This is a genomic window from Janthinobacterium algoris (genome assembly GCF_051380935.1).
GTDB lineage: Bacteria > Pseudomonadota > Gammaproteobacteria > Burkholderiales > Burkholderiaceae_D > Janthinobacterium.
Genome location: NZ_JBNYXZ010000016.1, coordinates 145,507 through 166,673, shown reverse-complemented (window position 1 = coordinate 166,673; position 21,167 = coordinate 145,507). Strand labels below are relative to the sequence as shown.

The window sequence follows — 21,167 nt, the reverse complement described above, 5'->3', positions numbered from 1 at the left end:
CCAGCTTTACTGCTTCTTCTCGAAGCTCTGGCGTGTATGTTGTTGAGCGTTTCATATGTTCTCCAGTTGGTGAAGTTTGCCAAACAAGAGTGTCCGAAAAAGTCAGGGTACCTCAATCGACGATGGAACCTTAATCACCGCAACTGAGCTTTGCCTTCGGACCGGCACCGCTGAAGCTCACTTACTCAAGTTGGTACGTGAACGAAAAATCTTCACGATGCCGCACTGGGTTGAGGGTGTCTTTGGCGAGGACTATTACCCTGCTTTTTTCGCTGAATCGCACTATGACTGGGCTTCTCTTACCACTGTCTCAGAAGCGTTGCTTGGCATTGATGGAATTCGTAAATTTCGCTTTTTTACGACCGGACACCCAGACTTGGACAACCAGACGCCGTTAAAAATTCTAGCGACTACAGCGCGACACGGTGGCGCCGTAACGCGCGAACAGGTGCTTGAACGTGTGCTACTGGCTGTAAAGGAATTCCGAAGGCGGACACCTAAACTGAGGTTAAAGCTATGACACTGCATGACGAAGCTCACTCTAATTACACGTTCGTTATGCGAGCCTGGCGGCATCTGCTGCTATTAGTTGCCACCCTCTTGCCGCCGGTCAGTCATGCTTACACCGCCATTGCGCAGGTTGACGGGACACCACACGGTACGCTTTACGCGGCGTGGGGTTACCAAACTCAAACAGAAGCGGACCTGGCCGCCGTAAAAGGATGTAGAGCCGCAGCAAAACAACGCGGCCTCACTAAAAAGGCGGCAGCGTGCGCCGTAATGCATAGGCAAAAAGGGTTCGGGGGCGGAGCGATAGTATGCGGCGCGGCGGGCTGTAATCTCAGCACAGGCCTCGATACGCAACAAGATGCCGTGGACCGGGCATTTCGCCAATGCGAGCAACAAAAAATGGGGAATTGTCAGACCACGGACATCATTAGTTGGTGGGACGAGGCTGGATATAGCCAGCGCAATGAGGCAAAACGGGAGCCGAAACCGCAGTGCGGTCCGCCACCAGGGCGAACAGTTCGGTCTACCTACCAGTGCAATAACGGCGACTGCGTTCGTACGTTTGAAAACGGCTGCACGCAGAGGTTTCAAGCGCCGTATTGTCACGACCCCAGCAGTGGCAGATGGGACTGGAAACCAGAGGGGTGCTAGCCCTGTGTGCACAGCAGTCACCCCATTTGAATCAGGCTTTCACCTGTGAATCCAGATACAACCTTTATACCTGCCCGCAAGGGGCTTCGCTCGTCCACACTTAGGGAAAGAATGAAAACTCTACAAAAAATTTCAGTAACAGCCGCTATGCTTATTATTGGCGGATGCGGCGGTGGAGGTTCCAATAGCAATGCGGGCCCGTCCACGCCACCGGCAACGGTGGCGCCGCCAGTAACGGCGACGCCTACGACCATAACCAATATTTTGACCGGCACCGCTGCACCGGGCGTGGCTACCCAGACTATTCTAGGCACCGCGTATGTAGGCGCTTCCGTGACCGCGTATAGCGTGCAGGCTGATGGCAGCTCTGGTGCGGCGTTAGGTGCCCCGGCCACTGCGGATGTCAACGGCCAGTTCGTTATCACAGCAACTGCCGCACCGCTGGGTCCGGTACGCCTCGTGGCAGTCGGCGGAACAGTAGCCCGCGCTGCAGACAACACTATTCAACCCGGTGGTTCGCTGGAGCTGATAACGCCGTTCGTGACAACTGAGTACAACAACTTCAAAATTAGCCCGCTAACCGATATCGCGGCTAACGCGATGACATCGAGCGCACGGGGCGGCGCGACATTGGCCAACGCATTCGTCGAGGGTATGCAGCGCCTGCTCGAACTAGATGTTGCAAACGTCGTTTTCCTGCAGGACAAGTCGGTATACCTGAATGTGTTGAAAGGGGCGGTCAAGAGCGACACGACATATTACGGTGCCCAATCATTGCAAGGCCAAGAACTGTTGAATGGGCTGGAGTACCTCGGCGTGATGCTGGACTTGCCTGCCCTGGCGGTGGTCAAGGCTGTCGGCGCCGCAGCTCAGAGTAGCTACGCGTTGGCCAATGTAGATGGTACGGGCATGCCCATCAGTGTCGGGACATGGGCGAACAGCACATTTAGCCCCGGCGCGACAGCGACCCTGAAGTCGCTACGGGACGCGAAAACGCCTGATGCGCAAAAAGTAGCGGGGCCTGCAGGCACTAGCGTCGCCCCTCGCCTTAACGAGTACGTGAGTCGCTACCTGGTTATGGACTTCACTATGGATACTGCGTGCCGTAGCAATGCATCGCTGTATTTCACTAGCCGCTATCCCTTCTACCAGGTTGATGCTCAAGGCAAAATGTTCGCGGCTGATTGCAGCGCGGCAGCGCAGCGCATTGCTGAACTCAAGGCGCGGGTCGCAACGAACAATAGCACTCGAATGAAGTAACAGGTCAGGCACGATGCGGCTGCCATCCCGGCGGAGCGATATTTAGAAGCGGCTCTGGCGCCGACGCACAGTAAAAACCGAATCAAAGGAGAGCTGTGAAGCCGCTGGTATTTCTCGATTTCGACGATGTCATTGCTATCCACCCTGACTACACGTCAGCAGTGGTCCTGGCAGCGCTCAGGTCCGGCAAACCGCATCTGGCCACAGAGCTTTGGGAAAACGTATTTCATCGAGAACTGAGGGCTAACCTAGCGCGGCTGCACCACGAGTTCGAACCTCGTTACGTAATCAGTTCATCGTGGTCGACCTATATGTCACGCGACGAAATTCAGGACGTACTCATTCGCGGGGGCCTAGGTTTCGTTGCTGCTTCTTTACATTCACGCTGGCGGAGCGCAACCGAAGTGGGCTCATTTCGTGTTACAGATATCGTGGCTTGGTTGAGGGCAAACGGCTCCCCGAGACCTTTCGCGTACGTCATCCTCGACGATTTTTCGAGTGGCCGCACTCTGGTCGGCTCGGTCCTGGAGCAGCACACCGTGCTCTGCGATGAATGGGTTGGGTTCGTAGGAGTTCAATTGGACCGCGCCAGAGCAATTCTCCTAGCACAACGGACGTCGTAACCGATAGAGGTTTAGGCTAGCTTTTGACTGCAAATCCTCCCTATATCTGCGAGCACCCCGGACGCCAGCGCGTCCTTACTGTGTCATCAATGCCCATATCTTTGGCAGTCATGAACCCTGTACTCTATCTCGATTTTGACGGCATTTTACATCCAGCAGATGTCCGCGTTACGCCTGAAGAACCTCTGCACCCGAGGGTGTATGTGCGTGGCAAGCCAACCGATGAACCTCTTTTTCGGTACGTTTCGCTGCTCGAGCTCCTTTTGTACCCACACCCTGATTTGCGGATTGTGCTAGCGACATCCTGGGTACGTGCATTCGGGTATGAGAACGCGTTAAAGCGGTTATCGCCCGCACTTCAAGAGCGCGTCATTGGTGCCGCTACATTTCCAGCGCCAACTCGATTTGGCACCATATCTTTCGATGCGGAGGAACGGGGACTCAATCGCTGGATAGCATTAGATGACGACCAGCGCGGATGGCCAGAAGACCGCCGGCACCAATTGGTTGCGCCAACCAACCCATACCTGGCGCTCGTTGAACCTGGTGTCACCGCAACGCTGGCGATAATGCTCGAGGCCCTGTGCGCCGGAGTTCCCCTTGATGCGGTAACAAACGTCGCGAGGTCAACTTCGACGGTAGCCCATCTTTTTGCTCTGCCCAATTTCACAGAGGCGGAGGTCCTCCGCGCACTTGAAGAAGATGCCAGAGTCGAGGAGATACTCCGACAGGCGCGAGTGAGGCGTGACAAGGTTATCTAGCCGTCCGGTAGCGCGGCCTTGTTCTCCTGCCACAGCAGTTCGAGCTGTTCGCCGGGCGGCAACAGCCGCAGCTCCAAGTGAATTCCGAAAAATGCAGGACGCGTTTATGAATTGAAAGCGAGAAATAAAATGACAACGTTGGAACAGAAGAGCAAGTTGCTATCCCGCTGGCTGCGGCACCGCCCAGACGCTATTGGCCTAGAAATTGATAAACGGGGATGGGTTGACGTTGCTGAGTTGCTCTTGAAATCAGCGGGTGCCGGCGTCGCGCTCACTCATGACGAGCTGATGCAAATAGTGGTCGAAAACGATAAGCAGCGATTTTCGTTGAGTGAGGACCGGACGCGTATCCGCGCGGCACAAGGGCACTCTGTCGATGTTGACCTGAAGCTTCCGGTGAAAACCCCGCCTCCGGTGCTATTTCACGGTACTGTGCAAAAGTTTATCGCATCGATTCGCCGGCAAGGTCTGCTGCCAGGAACGCGGCGAGACGTACATCTGTCTGCGACGAAACAAACCGCAGCGGAGGTGGGTGCGCGACGGGGTACCGCTGTTGTACTCACTGTCGAGACATACCCATTGCTCCACGATGGCTATCAATTCAGATGTGCTGAGAACGGCGTGTGGTTGATTCCGAACGTCCCTCCTAAGTACCTTAGGTTTCCAGATAAATGAATTCACGGGCGACTCTCAAAGCCTCCGTCGCGCCGTGATGCTCTTACACACCGACGGGCGAGTGGCTTTCGTCTCGTGACGCAATAGGGCCGCGAACGACGGACGTAGGTGGCGGGCTGGACCCAGCGGTGGAATAGCTTGCAAAGCTCGCACGGCACGTGCGATGCCTCCGCTAATCTGGCGGGAAAGCATCATATTAAAAAAGTAACTGGCGTCGAAGAGCGTTGCCGGTATGGGCTTATTCAATAAAGCAATATAAAATCAATCCGTTATAAGGCTGAAAACAATGTCGCCCGGCAATCGAACAACACCTTGAGACCAATATGCGACAAACCAACCGCAATTATCTTTTCCATGACGGCGACCTCAGTTCCACGCTTGACGACGCTCGGGCCGCAGCTACCGAGGCGGTATCGCTGCTCCCTCGCGACCAATTCCTGTCGACATCGATTGATACCCTGGTCGAACACCTAACTGCTCAGCACCACATCGAGCCATTGCAGCTCCTCGAAGAACACACGACAATGGACCAGCAGGAGGCGCGCGTTGACGTTACGGGTCGTTTCGACTACGCGACCAGGGACTCTGGGCGAACATTTGCAGCAGGTCATGAGCTCACGTTCTACATCCCGTACACGGGTGATGTGAGACTGTGGCACCTGAAAGCAAATATGTTTTTCAGCGTTGTATCCGTCGGCACCATTGACCCACGAAGCTCCTCGCTTATCATTCAGCTCGCGAACACGAGCAACACTGATGCGGCGCGGTATAAGCAAGCGTTCGACTCTGAGATAACTCGAATTCGGCAAATAATCCAAGCGCAAGGTGGCATGCTCTCGGCATACCACAACGAGCTTCCAACGCTAGTTCGTGGAGCTATCGACCGGCGCAGAGCCGAGTTGGAAAAACTTAACGTTCTCGCATCGGTTTTCAATATACCGATGGTGAAGAAATCGGGGATGCCTGAATTTCGCCCAATCGAGGTAGCTCGAAGGATTGCGCGCCCGCTGCCGCGGCCTGCCGCAACTGGTTTCAAACCGGAACCGGCCATTAATACCGAAATGTTCGAGGACGTTCTCAGCATCATCCGCCATGCCGGCGCATCGTTTGAGGGCGCGCCGCAGACGTACAAGTCCTTGGGCGAAGAGGGACTTCGAGACAATGTGCTCTCCCATCTAAATGCACTGTTTGAGGGGCGAGCGACTGGCGAAACATTCCGGAAGTACGGAAAAACCGATATCCGTATCGAGGAAGAGTCCAGAGCAGCGTTCGTCGGCGAGTGCAAGCTTTGGGGCGGAGAGAAGATTCTCCTGGAGGCCCTGAACCAGCTACTCGATTATGTTACTTGGCGGGATTGCAAGTCAGCTCTGGTAATTTTCAATAAAGATGTTGCAGGTTTCTCGGAAATTCAGGGCACGGTAGCGCGCGCTTTACCGACACACCCTAATTTCCTTCGAGCGAAGGAGACCGGCCGCATCGGCGAGTGGCGCTACGTATTCAAATCCGCGGAAGACCCGGTGCGCGAGGTTACCGTACATGTTTTCATGTTCAATCTCTACCTCAAACCAGAGCGGTCGGCAAAAAAGCGTTAAAAAATTTTCATCGTGTCTGGTACTTGAGGTAGTAGATAATTTCCCGTCGTGGCCCGCATGTGTATTGGCACGTGACAACGTGACAAAATTTTGATTGGAAATAAATGAATGCAATTGGTATTCGTGTGTCGCCGCGCGCGGTAACGTACGTAATCTATGACGGGGCGACACGCGAAATCGTCTCCGTCGACGCTATCGGAGTGCCGAAGGCGCTCACGGCTCCGGAAGCTCTGAAGTACATCCGCAACACAATCCTCGACGTTATTCGTGAATACGACGTCGAGAAGGCGGGCATCCGTATTACAGAGAGCAACGCGCAGCGGCCATCGCACGAGCGAATTCAGTTGGAAGGAGTAATTCAAGAGGCGTTCGCAAGTAGCACGGTATCCGACTACTACTGCGGGCAAATCGCGGCAATCTCCTCCCGTCTCGGCATCCCACGAACCGATTTCAAAAAGTACATAAGCAACGAGATGGAGTTCAAAGCGGTGGCCAACTGGGCGACCCACGGACCAGAAGAGAAAGAGGCGATATTGACTGCAATTGGAGCGTTGAATGCTTAAGCCATACAACAGAGCAGAACTTGCATTCGAGACCATCCGAGAGATTGGCGCGGAGGGGAAGAACTCTACGGTGTTTCTTGCAAAAGACCACCAACTCAACGCCGAATTGGTCATCAAGCGAATCGCCAAGTTAACAATGCCTGACCAAGCGTTGTACTTCCAGGAGGCGAGCATCCTTTACCAAAGTGAACACGCCAACGTCGTGCCTGTCCACTACGCTTGCGAGGACAAAGACTACATCTATATCGCAATGCCGTATTTCGAGAAAGGCTCCCTCAAGGCTCTATTGAACAATCGCTTCCTCACGGTTCGAGAAATTGTGCGCCTTTCGGTTCAGTTCCTGAGCGGACTGCACAACATCCACACCAAAGGGCTGATTCACTTTGATATCAAGCCGGATAACATACTTCTGTCAAAACGTGGCGAGGCGTTGGTATCTGACTTCGGTCTGGCGCAACAAATGACGCCAGAGGGCGTCGCAAGACAAGACATCTCGTACCAGAAAATTACGCCGCCGGAGCGACTCGCACGCAAGGCCGATTTCACCGTCGCTCATGACATCTACCAAGTGGGTGCTACACTCTATCGAATGTGTGTCGGAGAAAAGGCTTTCCATGAGCAATGGGACGCGTTCTTCCCAGGCGGCGTGCCTCGGGGTGACTTGTTCGTCGCAGCCGTTACAAACGGTACTTTCCCCGACCGAAAAAGGTTTCCAGAACAGATTCCGCAACGTCTACGGACTATCGTCGTAAAGTGCCTGGCGCCGGCCGAGGACGACCGGTACGGCTCAGTGCTTGAGATTACCAACGCTCTTTCGGAAATCGACGGCCCCGAACTAGACTGGAGATATGACGTTCAGCCTGATGGAACCAGAACCTGGCTCAAGGTGTCTGACGGCCTGGAATGCATACTGACTGTTGACCCCAAGGGTGATTCGATTGCAGAAAAACAAAACAAAAATGGCGTGTACAATAATATTAGGGCTAATTGTGTGAAAAACGCCACTTCCAAGTCAATTTGAGACTTCATAAAAAGCAATTAAATGGACGCAATCAAAAATTCCCGCGGCGAATACCGCACTCGCGAGACGCTAGCAGCTGCCCCGAAGCAGAAGCCGGTGGCCCCTAGTGCTGCCCGCAGCGTTGAGGATGCTGTTCAGTGCTTCAACTTTGGCACGTCCAACGGTTACACCAACTGGAATTGGCCGCATCCTGCTAACGGACCGGTCAAACCCTAGACTCTTATGTTGTCGAAATTCCTAAACGGCCCCGCTTCTTGTGGGGCCGTTTGCATCCTAGAGTCATTGGCGTCGTTGCTCGGCAGTGGCTCCCCAACGGCATATCGGAGCGACGACGGAGGCACTGCGGACCGAAGGGAATCAAGCTTTCGGCGAAGCTTTGGCCCTGACTAAAGCGCACTGATGTCACAAACCCGAAAACATGACGATGTCGAACGAACCGTACCGTAGAGAGAGAACCTTGCACACTGCGATTCATGATGAGGTCGCAGCAACGGCAGCGGCCGACGGAAAAGTCGACGAGATACTACGGGCCGCGCGCCAGGAGACCTGTCCTCTCTATCGCAACAGAGCAGTCTATCTACGACGGTGATGATTTCATGGAGCAAATGCGACGAGCCGCAGTGATGACCATTGCGGAGCACCGTCGTGGTAACCTGAACAAGTATACTAGGGGGTGACAGCAATTCTGACCAAATATTCTGAAGGTTCGGGCGCACCCAGGAACGCACCGCAAGCCAGAGCGCGTAAAACGGCGTGCTATGCGAAAGCGAGAAGCTTTGGGAGCTAGCACATCTGGCCGTGCACACTGAATAAGTACATTTGACGTAGAAACACCAACCGGCTTACCCACTTACATGTTTAGACTGAAAATGTACACCGCCAAGAACGGCGATGCCTTCCTTGTTGACGCCGGCGGTACATACCTCCTCATTGATGCTGGCTTCGCGAGTACTTACCAAAACTTCATTGCTACGGACTTGGCGCAGCTTGCAAAGGGTGGAGGTCGGCTTGCCCTTGTCGTCTGCACGCACATCGACGCCGACCACATCGGCGGCCTTCTGGAGTTCTTCTCGCACAACGGCACTCCCGCCAAACGAGGCATTGAGGTCGACGCCGTCTGGCACAACAGCCTACGGTCGTTGCCTGCCCCGGCCGCAGAGCCTGACGGCTTTCATGACCGCATGGTTCTCGAAGCCATTCGGCGCCGTGGCTTTCAGAGGGCCCCGACATCTTCGCCCAACCCCATAAGCGCTCGACAAGGTAGTTCACTCGCCAAGCTCCTTCGAGAGCATGGCTACACCTGGAACTCGGGGAACGGCTCGACCTGCATCAGTGAAGGTGACGTACTTTCTTTGCCAAATGATGTGACTATCTGCGTTATCGGGCCCACGACCGCCCGTCTCGAAGAACTGCGCAACCTGTGGCTGAAAGAGCTCCGAAAACTTGATTACAAGGGTTCATCTCAGCCCAGCGACCTCACTGACGATGCCTATGAGATGTGGTGCGCCAGCGTGCCGCCCCCTTCCTTTCCTCAGGCCACGCCCATAGCAACCAACGCAAGTCGACGACTCGCAGAAGTCTACACGCCAGACACCTCCGCCTCTAACGGCAGCTCCATCACGTGCATCATCTCCACGAAAAACAAGCAAGTTCTCTTCCTTGGAGATGCTTGGGCTGAAGACGTCGTAGCAAAGCTGCGGTCGCTTCACGCGCCGACCAAGCCCATCATCTTCGACGCCATTAAGGTCTCACACCATGGGAGCTTCCACAACACAAGCGTGGACCTTCTATCGGTTGCAGACTCGCCCTGCTTCCTTATCTCATCCGATGGGACCCGCCATGGCCATCCAGACTTTGAGGTACTAGCCGAAATCGTGGACCGACCAGCGCCATTCAAGAGGCACCTTTTTTTCAATTACGAAACTGCTGCGTCGAGGCAGCTTAAATCACATACATCGAAGACCGGCGCAGCCTTCAGCGTCCATGTAGCTGAGAACGACTGGATTCAACTGGGGGAGAGCAACTATGACTGAAGAGGAAATCAAGCAGGCCACGTGCCAAGTGGTTGGCAAGGACTCGGGAACCGGGTGGCTTATCACGGCGGACCTCATCCTCACGGCATACCACTGCGTCGAAACCGCAATACATGCTGGCGAACCCGTCATTGTTCGGTTTGGAATTGGCTCTTCCGCATTTGAGCATACGGTAGCCGTTGGGCCACATGACAAAGACCTCGATATTTGCCTGCTGCAACTATCTACCCCGCTCAGTGTCGAACCCATACCCATTGACACCGATGGCCTACGTCCCGGCGAGAAGTGGTTCGCATTCGGCTACCCGGCAGCAAAACTTCAGCTGGGCCACGTCGTCGGAGGTGTGATTCAGCAAGTGTTGCCCGAGCGGGTGCATGGAGTAGACCTGGACCTGTCTGTAGAGCCAGGAATGCATCTTTCGGACTACCACGGGCTCTCCGGCTCCGCGTTCATGGTCGGTGCCGCCTGCAAAGGTCTGCTGCGACTCAACATAGACAGTGCCATCGGAGCCTTGAGCTTCTCGAAGCTGAAGCCATTCTTGCAGGCGAATGGCGTGTTACCCGAGGAGCTAACTGACAACGAAGACCTGGGACCAATCGGAACGCGGCCAGCCTTTGATGCACTCTTCGAATCTATCATCGTCAACAAGCGCGGTGGATATGTCTTTATCGATGGCTCGCACGGTGTCGGCAAGTCTATGTATTGCCAACAGTTCAAGCCCGAGTTACCAGAGCTGGATAGGCTCGGCGTGTACCATTTTACTGAGCGCGCCCGTGGCTCAACTCCAGCGCACCAGGCCCAACCAGAGGTTTTCTTCGATTGGGCAAACTCACTGCTCTCCATTAGGGCAACGGGTAAGCCAGCCAGACTGATGGAGCTTTCGTACAGCGAGCTCATTGGGAAAACCGACGAGGTATTCCAATCTTTGGCGAAGCGCAGTGTGAAGGCGGGAAAGGTGGGCGTGCTCTTTATCGACGGCATAAATGAGGCAGCAGCTGCAAGCGAAGAGACCCTAAAACGATTCGTTAATCTGCTGCCGCAAAAGGTGCCTGACGGCCTGGTGGTGGTCATCACCGGCGTCGGGATAGATTCGATTGCCAGCAGCCTAGGGACAATTCTCCAAGGTGCGGAGCGCTTGACCCTCCCCAACCTGGACCGCGACACTCAATACGGGATTTGTGTCGAGTTTCTTGACAAGGACAAGGCCACTACGGAAATCGTGGGAGCCCTTTGCGACCGAGCGTTGGGACACCCGCTCTACCTTATGTACCTGGCTGATTTAGTTAACAGCGGAGCCACCCAGGGTGACATTGCTGAGCTACCTGTGTTCAGCGGCTCCATTCAGGACTATTACGAGACCATCTGGGTCAAGTTACTGCCCAACGCAGAAGTCATTAATTTACTTGGCATTATTGCGCGTCTGCGTTGGGGCATCCCGGCCAATAATTTGACAGGCATACTGACCTCTGCCGAATCGGGAGTGTTCCCTTCCACGCTCGTGCGCGTTCGGCATTTGCTTGCCAATCCCGAGAACACTGCGATTTATCATCCGTCATTCTCAGAGTTCATCGTTCACAAGACGGCAACCATCAGCGAATGGGTGCACGCGCGTCTCGAAGGCTTCTGCGGCGTAAGAGAAAGCGGCGACTATGGAACTCTAAACAAGGTCTACCACGGGCTGAGGGGCGGCCGAGAGTCTCTTTTGCGGGCCATCCAAGGCTGTCAGCAGGCGTGGGTTGACGACTCTGTGTTACTCGGCGCAGAGCCAGAGGTCCTGCTCGCGGATATTGAAGAGACCCTTGCTGCGACTGCCAGTGTAGGGACAGCAACCGACATCATTCGCCTGCTTCTTCTCTCCCAGCGGCTCACCTTTCGGTACAACACACTCTTCGTGCAGTCAGCCGAGCTCGTGGCTCTGGCGCTCATCTCACTCGGAAAAACTGATAGCGCCCTTCGGCACGTCGTCCGCAACGGTCGCCTCGTCGTCTCGGCGGATGAAGCTTTCGCCGTGGCAAATGCCTTGACGCAGCAGGGCAGCCCTGAGCATGCTATAGAAGTGTTGGGCCTCGTCCAACGTGAGCTAAATACAGTTTTTGAGAAGATTTTCTCGGATGGTAGCAGTATCCAAGAATTCCTCGGGACAGTTAACTCTCGACTGCACGCTTACTCGCTTGAGCATGCCGCAGGTGGCAGTCCACCGTTTAGCAGATTTGTTCGAACTATCGTTGAAGGCTTCTTGCGCCGCGAGGATGGTAATTTCTCGCCTGACGAGGGCGACGATGTACTTCGCGCGCTGAACGGCGAGATGATGGGAGCGATGCTTTGTCTTAAAGGCACATACCGACCTTTCCTAGATTTCGATTTGCCGGCCGACGTAGATTTACGCCACCAACTGCTTATCTTTCTGCAGACCCTTGGACACGCCGTAATGCATTCAGAGCAGTATGGAATCCCGCTCAAGCGCACAATGGTTGACCTCGTACTCTCGGACGTTGAACGAGCTATCGGAGCGCCGCTGCTCCAGGAGGACCGACGGTTCGTATTCATAGATGCCCTGATTGAAGCGGGCGCGGCTCCAGGCCTCGTCGAGACGTACTCCCTAGGTGTAGATATAGGCGACGGAACACTGCACTTCTACGAGAAGAATCGAGCCGAGCCTGACGGAGACCTCTTCGAACGTGCGATGCTAAGCCTTCGAGCATCCTGGTTCCTTGAGAACGGATATACCGCGCCTTCCGTGCAAATTCCGACTACCGGTGATTGGGCAGCGTCGCTTGAGGTCATCGCACGAGCCGTAGCATGGTGCGACGGAAAGGGCAGGAGGGCCAATGCGGCAAAAGACCCAGCTGGTTTGCAAGCCGTATGGTCATTCTTGGCCGATGCACTTCTGCCTTGTTTCGCGTTCAAGCTTGAATCGCGTATCCACTGGGAGTCAAGTTACCTCATTCCCGAAACCCTGGTTCCTCAGCTGTACCGACGTCTCACCAAGCTGGTGCTTGACTGTTTCCCGACGAAAGCAGTGGTCTTGCTCGACGCAATGGAGAGCGGATTCGGCGTACAGCTTGGTCTGTACAACGAAGGATTTCGGAAGGCGCTCCAGGAAGTGCTGCGTCTCTTCATCGAACACGACTCCGAAGGACCGAACGCAAATCAGGTCTTCTCGCTAGTATTGCTCTGGCGGGACTACGTCGCGGCGAACGTGGAGAACAGGTTTGAGCTCGTCCCAGAGCTTCTGCAGATTGTCCCATTGTTGGCCAGGCTGAAAGCGCCAGAGGAAGCGCTTAGAACCTATAAATCAGTGCTATCGTTCTCGATGGGGCCAAGCTGGTACAAAGAAGACCAGTTGTCCATGATGACCGGCACATTGGAGACGCTACCCGCAACGTCGCCCGTTCAAGCTTCATCGCTTGCCCAAATCGCGGGCCTATTGGAACGTGCCACGGGCGAGATGACGTTTCAACGATTTATCCGTGCCGACAAGGGCAATTTCATAGGACAACTCTGCCGTCGCTCGCTTTTCTTGGATGCGGTTAGATACTTCCAACATCAGAGTTGTGGCACCCTCGATGAGTTGTTCGCGCAGGCGACGAGTGGGAACCTCGACCGGGTTTCAACCCTTGTTGGTATGCGGTTTCCGGGAGCAGCGCTCGAGGAGCAGGGCGCTCTACTCTCGCTACTACACCACACTCGTGAACAGGCGAACTGGCAGTTGCGTTGGGCACTACTCGAAGTGTACCAACATGGCGACGAACGACACCTGACCGACTGGGGACGGGAGTACGCAGCCATCATCTCAGAGCTGGTCAATAATCCTGGCGACCTGGTGCAGGTAAAGGCTCGGGTCCATTCAATTGCCAACTCGCTGAACACTGAACGAGCTTGGTTGCTGTTAAGGACCCTCGTCTCAAGCTTGCCGCCCGACCTTCGCCCTGACTTCGCTCGTCTCTTGGGTGAGGTGAGGTCCAAACTCGATGAGAACCAAATTAAACAGTTGACATCGAGTTTCGGTCTCCGCTATGAGCAAGATGACGGCGACAAGACGCAAAGACTTGGCGCTGACAACAAGAAGCCGACCGATGGCATGACCGAGGAGGATGCCGAGGATGACCGCTTCTTCCTCCCTGGGACGTTTGGCAAAAGGTCAGCAGTAAGTGACGCCCAGAATAAAATTGAGAGCGCGCGCCAACAGCTGAGCCGACGTAACTTCTCGGCGGCAACTCAAAAGTGCATCGAGGCACTACAGACGCTGCAAGCGGCAGGATGGCCGGTTTGGTCAGACAATCATTCCGGCAGCGACGCCGACCGGCTCATCAACGCCCAAGTCGAGGACGCCGATGAACTCGCCAGGCTGTATGGCCCACTGGCTCTCGAGGAGCGCCATACGCAACGCTGGGCGATTGCATCTCACCTTATATCTCTGGTTGGAAAAAAGGTTTCTGCGGCCAAGCAGGCGGAACTGCTAGCGGTAGCCATTGACCACGTCAGGCAAATAGTTGGTGACGCCTCACCGGCGCCGTTCGCATACATCGGTAATTCTGCGGCTAGTGATGCGTCTGAGGCCCTACTTGAACTCTTGCTTTGGACACTAGACCATCCGGCTTGGGAACGCCGTGACGGCGGCGCGGCTATGGTCTTGTGGGTTGCCCGTACGAACGGAGATTCGCTATCAAAGCTCGCCCGTCTTGCTGTCTCGATGGACAGGCGTAACAGGGCAGATATCGCTTCTGCAACGCTGGACATTCTCTCCCGTGAAGACCCGGTGCAGTTATGGCAATCCATTGAGCCGCACCTTGAGAGTGCTCAAGTTCTCGAGCGGTGTCGGCATGTAGGCCGGTTTGCGACGTTCATGCGAATCGCTGAGCGCGCGAGCAAGCGTGGTGTCGATTCGGCAGTGATTGCCTTCAAGACGCTACAAGAACGCTTCCCAGAGGACTGTCCCATCTCCACTCCTGCTGCTGACAAAGAGCCGCCAAGTTTTGTACCGCCGTCGCTGCGCAACCTTTGGCGAGATTTATCCCAACTAAATGTTTTTACAGACGACTGCCTTCAAGCGTTCGCCGCTCAGATGGCCGACTCCTGTTTGCCGCTGACAGTTGAGATGGCCTGCTCGTTGGAATCGCTTGTCGCAAAGGGTGGGCGAGAAGACCCGAATCTTCCAACCGGCCGTTGGGCATCAACCGTTCGCCATGCGCTCAACACCGCGCTATTTCAGCCCATGCCTGGCAGCAAACTCAGAAGGGCCGAAGCCGCGCTCAGGGCCTACAACCCAGAGAGTCTTCTGGAACCCGAGAACGGAAGGAACCTGCTGACAAGCCTCGTGGCGTGCATTGAAAGCGGCAAAGAACGAAACTACCTCCCGTCATATGAAGGCTTGGTCTTCCTGGATTTTCAATGCCTCCTTGAAATTGAACAACGTACCGTTCGCGTAGAACTCACATCGCACCTCGCGCCTCCTGGGCAGCCACAACCAGTACGCCCCACTCCACCTACCTTCAAGGCTACCGCGCTACCCCATCCAGGACCCGATGAGCCCATCGCTGTCTGTGGCAGAGTTCTGCCAACCATTGCCTACTTCGGTTCCCTAAGTCCGGCTATTCCAACGCCGCGATTTCTTCAGCTCGTGGGGGCCCAGGCGTCGAACACCGTGCGGTATCATTGGAGGGATGGGAGTACGCTTACCGGTTCAGCTTCAAGTCGCCGACATGAGAGTACTTTACTCGCGATTGAGCGGGAGGCACTTGCACTGCCCGAAGGCTGGCAAATGCGATGGATTCTGCGGGTCAATGGTGAACCCCGAGCAATACTTCACAATTTTTAGAGAACACCTACATGATATTTACACGTATGGATACACCCTCTACTAGGGCCGAGTTTGAGGAGCGCCTGAACTATGCGCGCGAGCACCTGAACAACGGAATTATGCAATTTGCCAAGGGCCTGCGAGGCCCAGATAGTCTGCTCAAGGTGCGATACCTTCCAAACGGTCGAATTGACTTTCTCAGTGTCGACGAGATGGCACGGCTGACCGCAAACCAGACCTATCAGATGCGCAATATGGACTTCGGCGAAATGCTCTTGGACGACAAGGGGCGATAAGCAGCTGACGTTACCATCTGCTTGCTATGCCGCAGCACACAAACGGCAGCTACGGCTAAACAGCTATGCGGTAAATGCCTGGAAATGTTGCTCAGAGAGTGGTTGCCCATTTGCCCTCATCCACCTCTCGTTAACTTCAACTTCGTAAGGTCGGTCCGCTCCCGGTCCACCTTCGGCATCGGCGTGTCCAGAAACTCCTTGGTAAGGTTCCTGGAATTGGCGTTGTAGGCCCATCGTGCAAACTGCTCAAGCAAGCGGTGTTGCTCAGCCTTCAGGCGCTGGTTCTCGCCCGTCAACCGTTCGACCTGTTCCAACGCCATCTTCAGCTCAGGGGCCATGTTGACATCAGCATTTTCGGCAGGGCCGCCGCCAACCGCCCTTTTTCGAGTAACGAATGCGAGGTGGATACGCTCGTAGCGGTGCAGGGCCTGGCGGGTGTATCGCCGGCGAGTACGCTTCTCAATGGCGTCAATGAACATCTCCCAAGTCAGCTTGCCACTCCAGCCATCTAGTACGCCCACTATGGCTTCTATAGCTTCCTCATCGATGTTCTTCTCTCGGGTTCGTGTCATCGGCTAACCTCCTGTATGCCAAGAATTGTATGCTTGGGCTGTTCTTCATAACCGAGACGAGCCGCCACCGCATGGTCAAGCCGGGAAGGGACGTTTGCAGGACTCAGCCGGATGACAGCGCCGCTTGGCACTGATGGATTCTCGAGAATCTCCATGAGCGAGGACAGTCGTTCCATCTGTGCGCGATGGTGTTCGACCCACTCCGACGCCCCGAAATCGCCTTCCTCTTCAGCCTTTTCTGCCATTTGAAGAAGTCGAGTGGCCTCTGCGAACGCCAAGCGAGTCCTTCCTTCTTTCTCAACCTCTCCTTTGATGCAAACTTGTTCGCCGCAATTGATGCAATCGCGATGCATCTGGCACGGCGCCATGACATAGTCGTGGATGCAGTAGCCGAACTCAGTAGTGTGGGCGGTCGGTACCTTGAGGCGTGCGAATTGGTCCCGCGGAATCAAGTTCTTGCGTGACGCTGCCGCTAAGGGACCGAACATGCGCGTATCGTCACCAACGGCTTCCCGGACTCGTGCAAGCAAGGAATCATTTGATTCATGGTCGTAGACCTCGTTCTGCCGAATGTCCTTACGTCCGGACCATTTTGCGATGTCGAGCTGGCTTAGTCCGCCAGCTTGCGCCAAAGTGTTCAGGTAGTGCCTGAATTGGTGAGTAGTGACGTGAATAGAGCTGCCGTCATCTTCGGTGAACCCGGCTCGGTCAAAAATAGACTTTTGGTCGTCCCGAGCACCCAATCGATTCCAGATTAGGCCTTGCCCGACCGGCTCGATGATGCACCTGAACGACGACTTCTGAACCTCAATGCCATTTCGAAGAATTACAAAGAGAGCCTCGCTATATCGAAGGCCAATTCCGTCGACCATCACAGGAAATCCCCTTGGAAGCCATTTCAGAACAGCAGCTTCAAGGTCTGCGAATCGCACAGCCACGTTTTTTCGGAAAGGGCCAGCCACGGCAATGTTTTTCTTACACCATTCGCGAGCTACCTTAATGTCGACTGCCTCACCGTAAAGAATATCGGCTACTTCACGTAAAGTGAGCCACTCCTTAGCTCGCAGGTGATGCAGTTCGGCAGAAAGATAGATTCTTGTAGGATTTTGCTCGTACCACCGCGCCACCGTGCGGGCCTCATCGGTCAAGCGTCGAATGCGTTCTATTGCTTCCTGAACAATTCCCGACATCGAAGAAACGACCCATTTCACCATCGGGTCAGCCCCCTTGGCAGGCCACCAGCGAAGTCCAAAGTGCTCTCCATTTTCTCCGTTCGGCTGCCGAACCTCACATTTTTCCGGCAGCAGAAGAAGCTCATTGATACGGTCAGGTGCCGAACACAGGATGGCACAGGCAGACGAAACCAAGATATCGCCAGGTTCCGTGGCGAGGCGATAGACTTTAGGTAAAGCACCCAAAGCGGCCTCGCTGGGGAGTTTCGCTGTCCGCCGGTCGTCAAACACCTTCCCGACCCGAACACCTTCAACTGGCCGTGGAATGGGGTTGTGCCAGATTGTGCGAATACTTGTCAAATGGTTCACACAAAGAAACTCCGAAACAAGTTCCAGCTGTCCGCCAGCCCGATATGCCGTTGCAGGAGCAAGTCGGTCCTTAAGCATCTGTGCCGCTCGGTTAAGTATGTGAGAGTCAACTCTAACAGGGTCCGCCGTACCGGCTTCAAGCAAGGCAGCTTCCAGTACTCGTAATGCGACCAGGCGCCCTGAGACATTGTCAGTCGGTCGAAAAGCATGCTGGTTCCGCATGTAGCCTTTGGCGAATGATAGGTACGGTTCCTGCATTGGCACAAAGTTCTTCTTTGTCGAAGTTTCGAGATTGCTGAACACCATTCGAATCGCGTGGTACTTGGCTTTAAGCTCGATGGTCTCGCTAACGTCCCACTTGTTTGCATCGAAATCCAAGTCTTTGCCGAACACCGTAAGACGGCACCGGCAAAACTCGATGAACCCCTCCAGATTTGCCTGCGCATTGAGCTCGGCCCTAGGGACAAATACGACAATCTCACTCATAGGGATGGCCCTTGTTCGGCTCGCACTTCGTTACAAAGCTGAACTACCTGTGCCACAGCATAGATAGTGCGGTCGTTGACCTTTGCTATTCGGGCGTCCGTTGTCGAAAGAAGGCGCTCACGGTCTACGAGCAAATACTCCAAAACTTGCTCATGCGGACCGTCCAGCCACGGCTCAAAACTGCTGCAGGTATAGCAGGCAACTGGTTTCATAAACCCGCAAAAACCATGTTTCCCACAGCTGGACATGCCGTCAAATGACTTAATGATGGATGGCGCGCGAATGATGCTGGACGGGTCCTCGGCCCGGGTTGCCTCGGAAATGCCGGCAATGAGCTTCCCCGCAAAAGCTTGTGCAAGAGGCGCCAAGGACATCGCGAGGGTCTTGTTGATGCGCTCGACGATGGCCGGAGTCGAACTGACATAGACGCCGACGTTCTGGGTGTCCGAGTGGTCAAGGAGTTCGGCAATCACTAGCTCACCGTGGCCTTCCTCGGCTGCACGTGTCCCGATAGTCTGCCTGAAGCGCTTAGGGGTAATATTCATGAAGTCACCCGTCCGTTCGGATACGACGTGAAGGCGATTCAAGGTCTTGCCAAGAATGTAGCCAATGTGCTGAGCAGTGGGGTGGTAGGCATACCCTTCAACATTTTTTTCGGCTTGTTCCTTGGGGAACAGTGGCGCTTTCTCGACGTCTGGGAGCACCCCGCGGAATCGCTCGCGCACAGTGGCGGCGTATTCGATAATCAGCCGGCCGATTTCCGGCACGAGCACCCGCTCTTTGAACGCCCCTCGGGCGTCACTATCTCTAGTCTTTGCGCGCGGCATCCGGACAACAAAAGACTCCAAGCCCTCGGAATCTATCATTTTACTAACATCGGAAACTTTCAAGGCGGCATATTGGGTGGCCCGTTGGCCTAATGTCATAACCAGCCAAGCCAACACATACTCTGAAAGTTCTACCTCTTTACGAGCGAAGGCCTCATTTAGCGCGTGCTGAAGCGCTTCAAGTTCAATATCGGTGAACGGCCCGGTGTACGGGTCCCTGGTAGCAGTTGCCACACCCTTGCGATTTCCCTTCAATGTAAGCTGCTTCAAAAGGATGACCGCATCGGCCGAGACTCCTCCGTAGCCTAATGCGCCCCATTTTCGGACAAGACCCGACAGTACACCGACATACCATTCCTTCTCTTTTCCGAGGGACGCCTTGTAGTTCAGTATATCTGCAGCTGTAACCTCGAAAACAAGCACACCCGTCTGGTCAAATTTGAAATGAAAGAATTCCCGACTTTGATAGTAAAGATTTTTCAGGTGCGACAGGGACGAGTTTTCTGCATACCAAACGAGAGTCGCCTTCAGGGCAGTCTTGATGTCATGGACGACAGCGAAGGGCGCGAAATCAGCATAGAATTTGCGCGTCGCTTCGCGCAGTTCCCAGAAATCGGAAGTCGGCTCGAAAACGGCATGGCCACGTGTTTTGGCGGTAAGCGGTAAGGTGCCAAAGTAGTTCGCCTGCGGCGACCTAAGTACCATAAGTTGACTCATTTTGTTCTTTTCACCATTTTTTCTTGCATTTCAAGCGATGCTTTGCGTGCCCTATGTTCAGTCGCACGGCGGTTATAAGTCTCGGCTGTTTTAGATGTTGGCTTCCACCCCATCAAGCGTGACCGCATTTTCTGTTCGTTCTCAGGGGCGGTACCGGAATCGTCCATGGCTATGGAGAAGTTATCATTCCAAGTGTGGCGTAGCACATGCGGCATCACGTCGTCCGGGAGGTCCGGACAGCGCTCTCGTAGTGCTTCGAAAATCTTGTTCAACGCTCGAATGCCCAAGGGGCGCCCACCGTTGGCGACAAAGAGAAACGGATGCTTCTTGGCAAGCGGAAATTTTCGGCGGAAATTGATGATGTAGTCCTGAGTCCGCTTAGCCAGGTCGCCATTGAAGGGCAGTACGCGGTCCAACGTCTTGGCGTTAGGCTGAATCACCCTAGGGTCGTGCTTATCGTCAGCACGACGGACGACCACAACCTCGTTGCTTCGAAAATTGATGAGCCGGATATCGACGCCAAGCAACTCACCGCGACGCAAGCCTAAGCCAAGAAGCCACCGGACTATTAACTCATTTCGGGCCCTCGCATGAGCCCCCTTCCACGGATTCTCCGGCGATTCCGGGCCAATTACTTGCCAAACCCGCTCTTGCGCTTCTTGGGTGAGAGACGTTCGCTTACCTAGACCATTTCGCCCCTTGTCGCCCGGGACGCGAGCCAGGATGGCGTCAATCACGAGACTCTTCACTTCTGTCAATGCAGCAAACATTGGATGTTGTGGTGAAAGGTTGAGCAATCTCCTCTCTGTAAGCCACTTGAGGTACTGAGCGATATAGCGGAGCCGCATACCTGCACTACCAACCTCAGTCTCCGAGGCCGAAACTGAACGAGTTCGATAACCCAGTAAGGAGACTGTAGTGGAGGAACTGGATTTATATGGGATAGTCGCGCGAAGGACTTGGGCTTCGAGGTCGTCGAGAGAGGACCGACAACGCCGCGCCAAATCCTCCACCTCGCCCAATTGCAGAAGCCTCCCTTGGGAAAGCCGCTCGTCGAGCGAGATGCCTTGCAGCTCACAAAACAGAAACAGGACCTTCAGTGCGCGAAGGACTTGCTCGATTGTTGAACTAGCCAGGTTTCGTGACCGTAGCTCGCAGAGCGTGAAGACCGTAGCATCAAACAGCGGCTGACCGGAATCAGTATCGAGCAGCATCGGCAAACGTTCGCCGTCCTGGCAG

At 54.8% G+C, this 21,167-nt stretch carries 14 protein-coding genes; 10 read left to right on the top strand and 4 right to left on the bottom strand.

Annotation, left to right across the window (positions count from 1 at the left end; genetic code table 11):
• Positions 1–1,272 precede the first annotated feature (1,272 nt).
• The 10 genes from ACQ4W7_RS22175 to avs1c all read left to right on the top strand — a co-directional run bounded on the left by ACQ4W7_RS22175 (position 1,273) and on the right by avs1c (position 15,785).
• Positions 1,273–2,421, top strand: coding sequence for a hypothetical protein (locus ACQ4W7_RS22175; RefSeq protein WP_436533269.1), 1,149 nt, complete (start codon positions 1,273–1,275; stop codon positions 2,419–2,421).
• 95 nt (positions 2,422–2,516) lie between these two features.
• The gene (locus tag ACQ4W7_RS22170) at positions 2,517–3,044 is read left to right on the top strand and encodes an HAD domain-containing protein (RefSeq protein WP_436533267.1); all 528 of its coding nucleotides are present in this window, start codon (positions 2,517–2,519) and stop codon (positions 3,042–3,044) included.
• Between the two features lie 110 nt (positions 3,045–3,154).
• Positions 3,155–3,805 carry an HAD domain-containing protein gene (locus ACQ4W7_RS22165; protein WP_436533265.1) on the top strand — a complete coding sequence of 217 codons (651 nt, stop codon included), beginning with the start codon at positions 3,155–3,157 and terminating at the stop codon, positions 3,803–3,805.
• Positions 3,806–3,934: 129 nt separating this feature from the next.
• Positions 3,935–4,480: an RNA 2'-phosphotransferase gene (locus tag ACQ4W7_RS22160; protein ID WP_436533263.1), complete on the top strand. Its 546-nt coding sequence runs from the start codon at positions 3,935–3,937 to the stop codon at positions 4,478–4,480.
• Between the two features lie 323 nt (positions 4,481–4,803).
• On the top strand, positions 4,804–6,072 hold the full coding sequence (locus tag ACQ4W7_RS22155; protein WP_436533261.1) for a hypothetical protein: 1,269 nt from the start codon (positions 4,804–4,806) through the stop codon (positions 6,070–6,072).
• A 104-nt stretch (positions 6,073–6,176) separates the two neighbouring features.
• Entirely contained in the window at positions 6,177–6,635 is a 459-nt protein-coding gene (locus tag ACQ4W7_RS22150; protein ID WP_436533259.1) for a hypothetical protein, read from the top strand.
• Positions 6,628–7,656 (top strand): serine/threonine-protein kinase, encoded by a 1,029-nt coding sequence (locus ACQ4W7_RS22145; RefSeq protein ID WP_436533257.1) that lies wholly within the window; start codon positions 6,628–6,630, stop codon positions 7,654–7,656. Before ACQ4W7_RS22150 ends, ACQ4W7_RS22145 begins: the two co-directional genes overlap by 8 nt.
• 854 nt (positions 7,657–8,510) lie before the next feature.
• Positions 8,511–9,689 (top strand): AVAST type 1 anti-phage system MBL fold metallo-hydrolase Avs1a, encoded by a 1,179-nt coding sequence (gene avs1a / locus ACQ4W7_RS22140; protein ID WP_436533255.1) that lies wholly within the window; start codon positions 8,511–8,513, stop codon positions 9,687–9,689.
• Positions 9,682–15,507 (top strand): AVAST type 1 anti-phage system protease Avs1b, encoded by a 5,826-nt coding sequence (gene avs1b / locus ACQ4W7_RS22135; protein ID WP_436533253.1) that lies wholly within the window; start codon positions 9,682–9,684, stop codon positions 15,505–15,507. Before avs1a ends, avs1b begins: the two co-directional genes overlap by 8 nt.
• A gap of 26 nt (positions 15,508–15,533) precedes the next feature.
• Positions 15,534–15,785, top strand: coding sequence for an AVAST type 1 anti-phage system protein Avs1c (avs1c, locus tag ACQ4W7_RS22130; RefSeq protein WP_436533251.1), 252 nt, complete (start codon positions 15,534–15,536; stop codon positions 15,783–15,785).
• A 116-nt stretch (positions 15,786–15,901) separates the two neighbouring features.
• Here the strand turns inward: avs1c and ACQ4W7_RS22125 are convergent, their stop codons facing one another.
• From ACQ4W7_RS22125 to ACQ4W7_RS22110, 4 genes are read right to left on the bottom strand one after another with little or no spacing between them, the layout of a single operon-like run.
• Positions 15,902–16,357, bottom strand: coding sequence for a hypothetical protein (locus ACQ4W7_RS22125; protein ID WP_436533249.1), 456 nt, complete (start codon positions 16,355–16,357; stop codon positions 15,902–15,904).
• Positions 16,354–18,384: an integrase gene (locus ACQ4W7_RS22120; RefSeq protein ID WP_436533247.1), complete on the bottom strand. Its 2,031-nt coding sequence runs from the start codon at positions 18,382–18,384 to the stop codon at positions 16,354–16,356. The genes ACQ4W7_RS22125 and ACQ4W7_RS22120 overlap by 4 nt, the downstream gene beginning before the upstream one ends.
• Positions 18,381–19,928, bottom strand: coding sequence for a site-specific integrase (locus tag ACQ4W7_RS22115; RefSeq protein WP_436533245.1), 1,548 nt, complete (start codon positions 19,926–19,928; stop codon positions 18,381–18,383). Before ACQ4W7_RS22115 ends, ACQ4W7_RS22120 begins: the two co-directional genes overlap by 4 nt.
• The gene (locus ACQ4W7_RS22110) at positions 19,925–21,142 is read right to left on the bottom strand and encodes a tyrosine-type recombinase/integrase (RefSeq protein WP_436533243.1); all 1,218 of its coding nucleotides are present in this window, start codon (positions 21,140–21,142) and stop codon (positions 19,925–19,927) included. The genes ACQ4W7_RS22115 and ACQ4W7_RS22110 overlap by 4 nt, the downstream gene beginning before the upstream one ends.
• Positions 21,143–21,167 lie beyond the last annotated feature (25 nt).

What these genes read in the sequence shown, in the direction of transcription:
- ACQ4W7_RS22175 (WP_436533269.1), top strand. Translation starts at nt 1,273, where the DNA reads ATGAAAACTCTACAAAAAATTTCAGTAACAGCCGCTATGCTTATTATT.
- ACQ4W7_RS22165 (WP_436533265.1), top strand. Translation starts at nt 3,155, where the DNA reads ATGAACCCTGTACTCTATCTCGATTTTGACGGCATTTTACATCCAGCA.
- ACQ4W7_RS22160 (WP_436533263.1), top strand. Translation starts at nt 3,935, where the DNA reads ATGACAACGTTGGAACAGAAGAGCAAGTTGCTATCCCGCTGGCTGCGG.
- ACQ4W7_RS22155 (WP_436533261.1), top strand. Translation starts at nt 4,804, where the DNA reads ATGCGACAAACCAACCGCAATTATCTTTTCCATGACGGCGACCTCAGT.
- ACQ4W7_RS22150 (WP_436533259.1), top strand. Translation starts at nt 6,177, where the DNA reads ATGAATGCAATTGGTATTCGTGTGTCGCCGCGCGCGGTAACGTACGTA.
- ACQ4W7_RS22145 (WP_436533257.1), top strand. Translation starts at nt 6,628, where the DNA reads ATGCTTAAGCCATACAACAGAGCAGAACTTGCATTCGAGACCATCCGA.
- avs1a (WP_436533255.1), top strand. Translation starts at nt 8,511, where the DNA reads ATGTTTAGACTGAAAATGTACACCGCCAAGAACGGCGATGCCTTCCTT.
- avs1b (WP_436533253.1), top strand. Translation starts at nt 9,682, where the DNA reads ATGACTGAAGAGGAAATCAAGCAGGCCACGTGCCAAGTGGTTGGCAAG.
- avs1c (WP_436533251.1), top strand. Translation starts at nt 15,534, where the DNA reads ATGGATACACCCTCTACTAGGGCCGAGTTTGAGGAGCGCCTGAACTAT.
- ACQ4W7_RS22125 (WP_436533249.1), bottom strand. Translation starts at nt 16,357, where the DNA reads ATGACACGAACCCGAGAGAAGAACATCGATGAGGAAGCTATAGAAGCC.
- ACQ4W7_RS22120 (WP_436533247.1), bottom strand. Translation starts at nt 18,384, where the DNA reads ATGAGTGAGATTGTCGTATTTGTCCCTAGGGCCGAGCTCAATGCGCAG.
- ACQ4W7_RS22115 (WP_436533245.1), bottom strand. Translation starts at nt 19,928, where the DNA reads ATGAGTCAACTTATGGTACTTAGGTCGCCGCAGGCGAACTACTTTGGC.
- ACQ4W7_RS22110 (WP_436533243.1), bottom strand. Translation starts at nt 21,142, where the DNA reads ATGCTGCTCGATACTGATTCCGGTCAGCCGCTGTTTGATGCTACGGTC.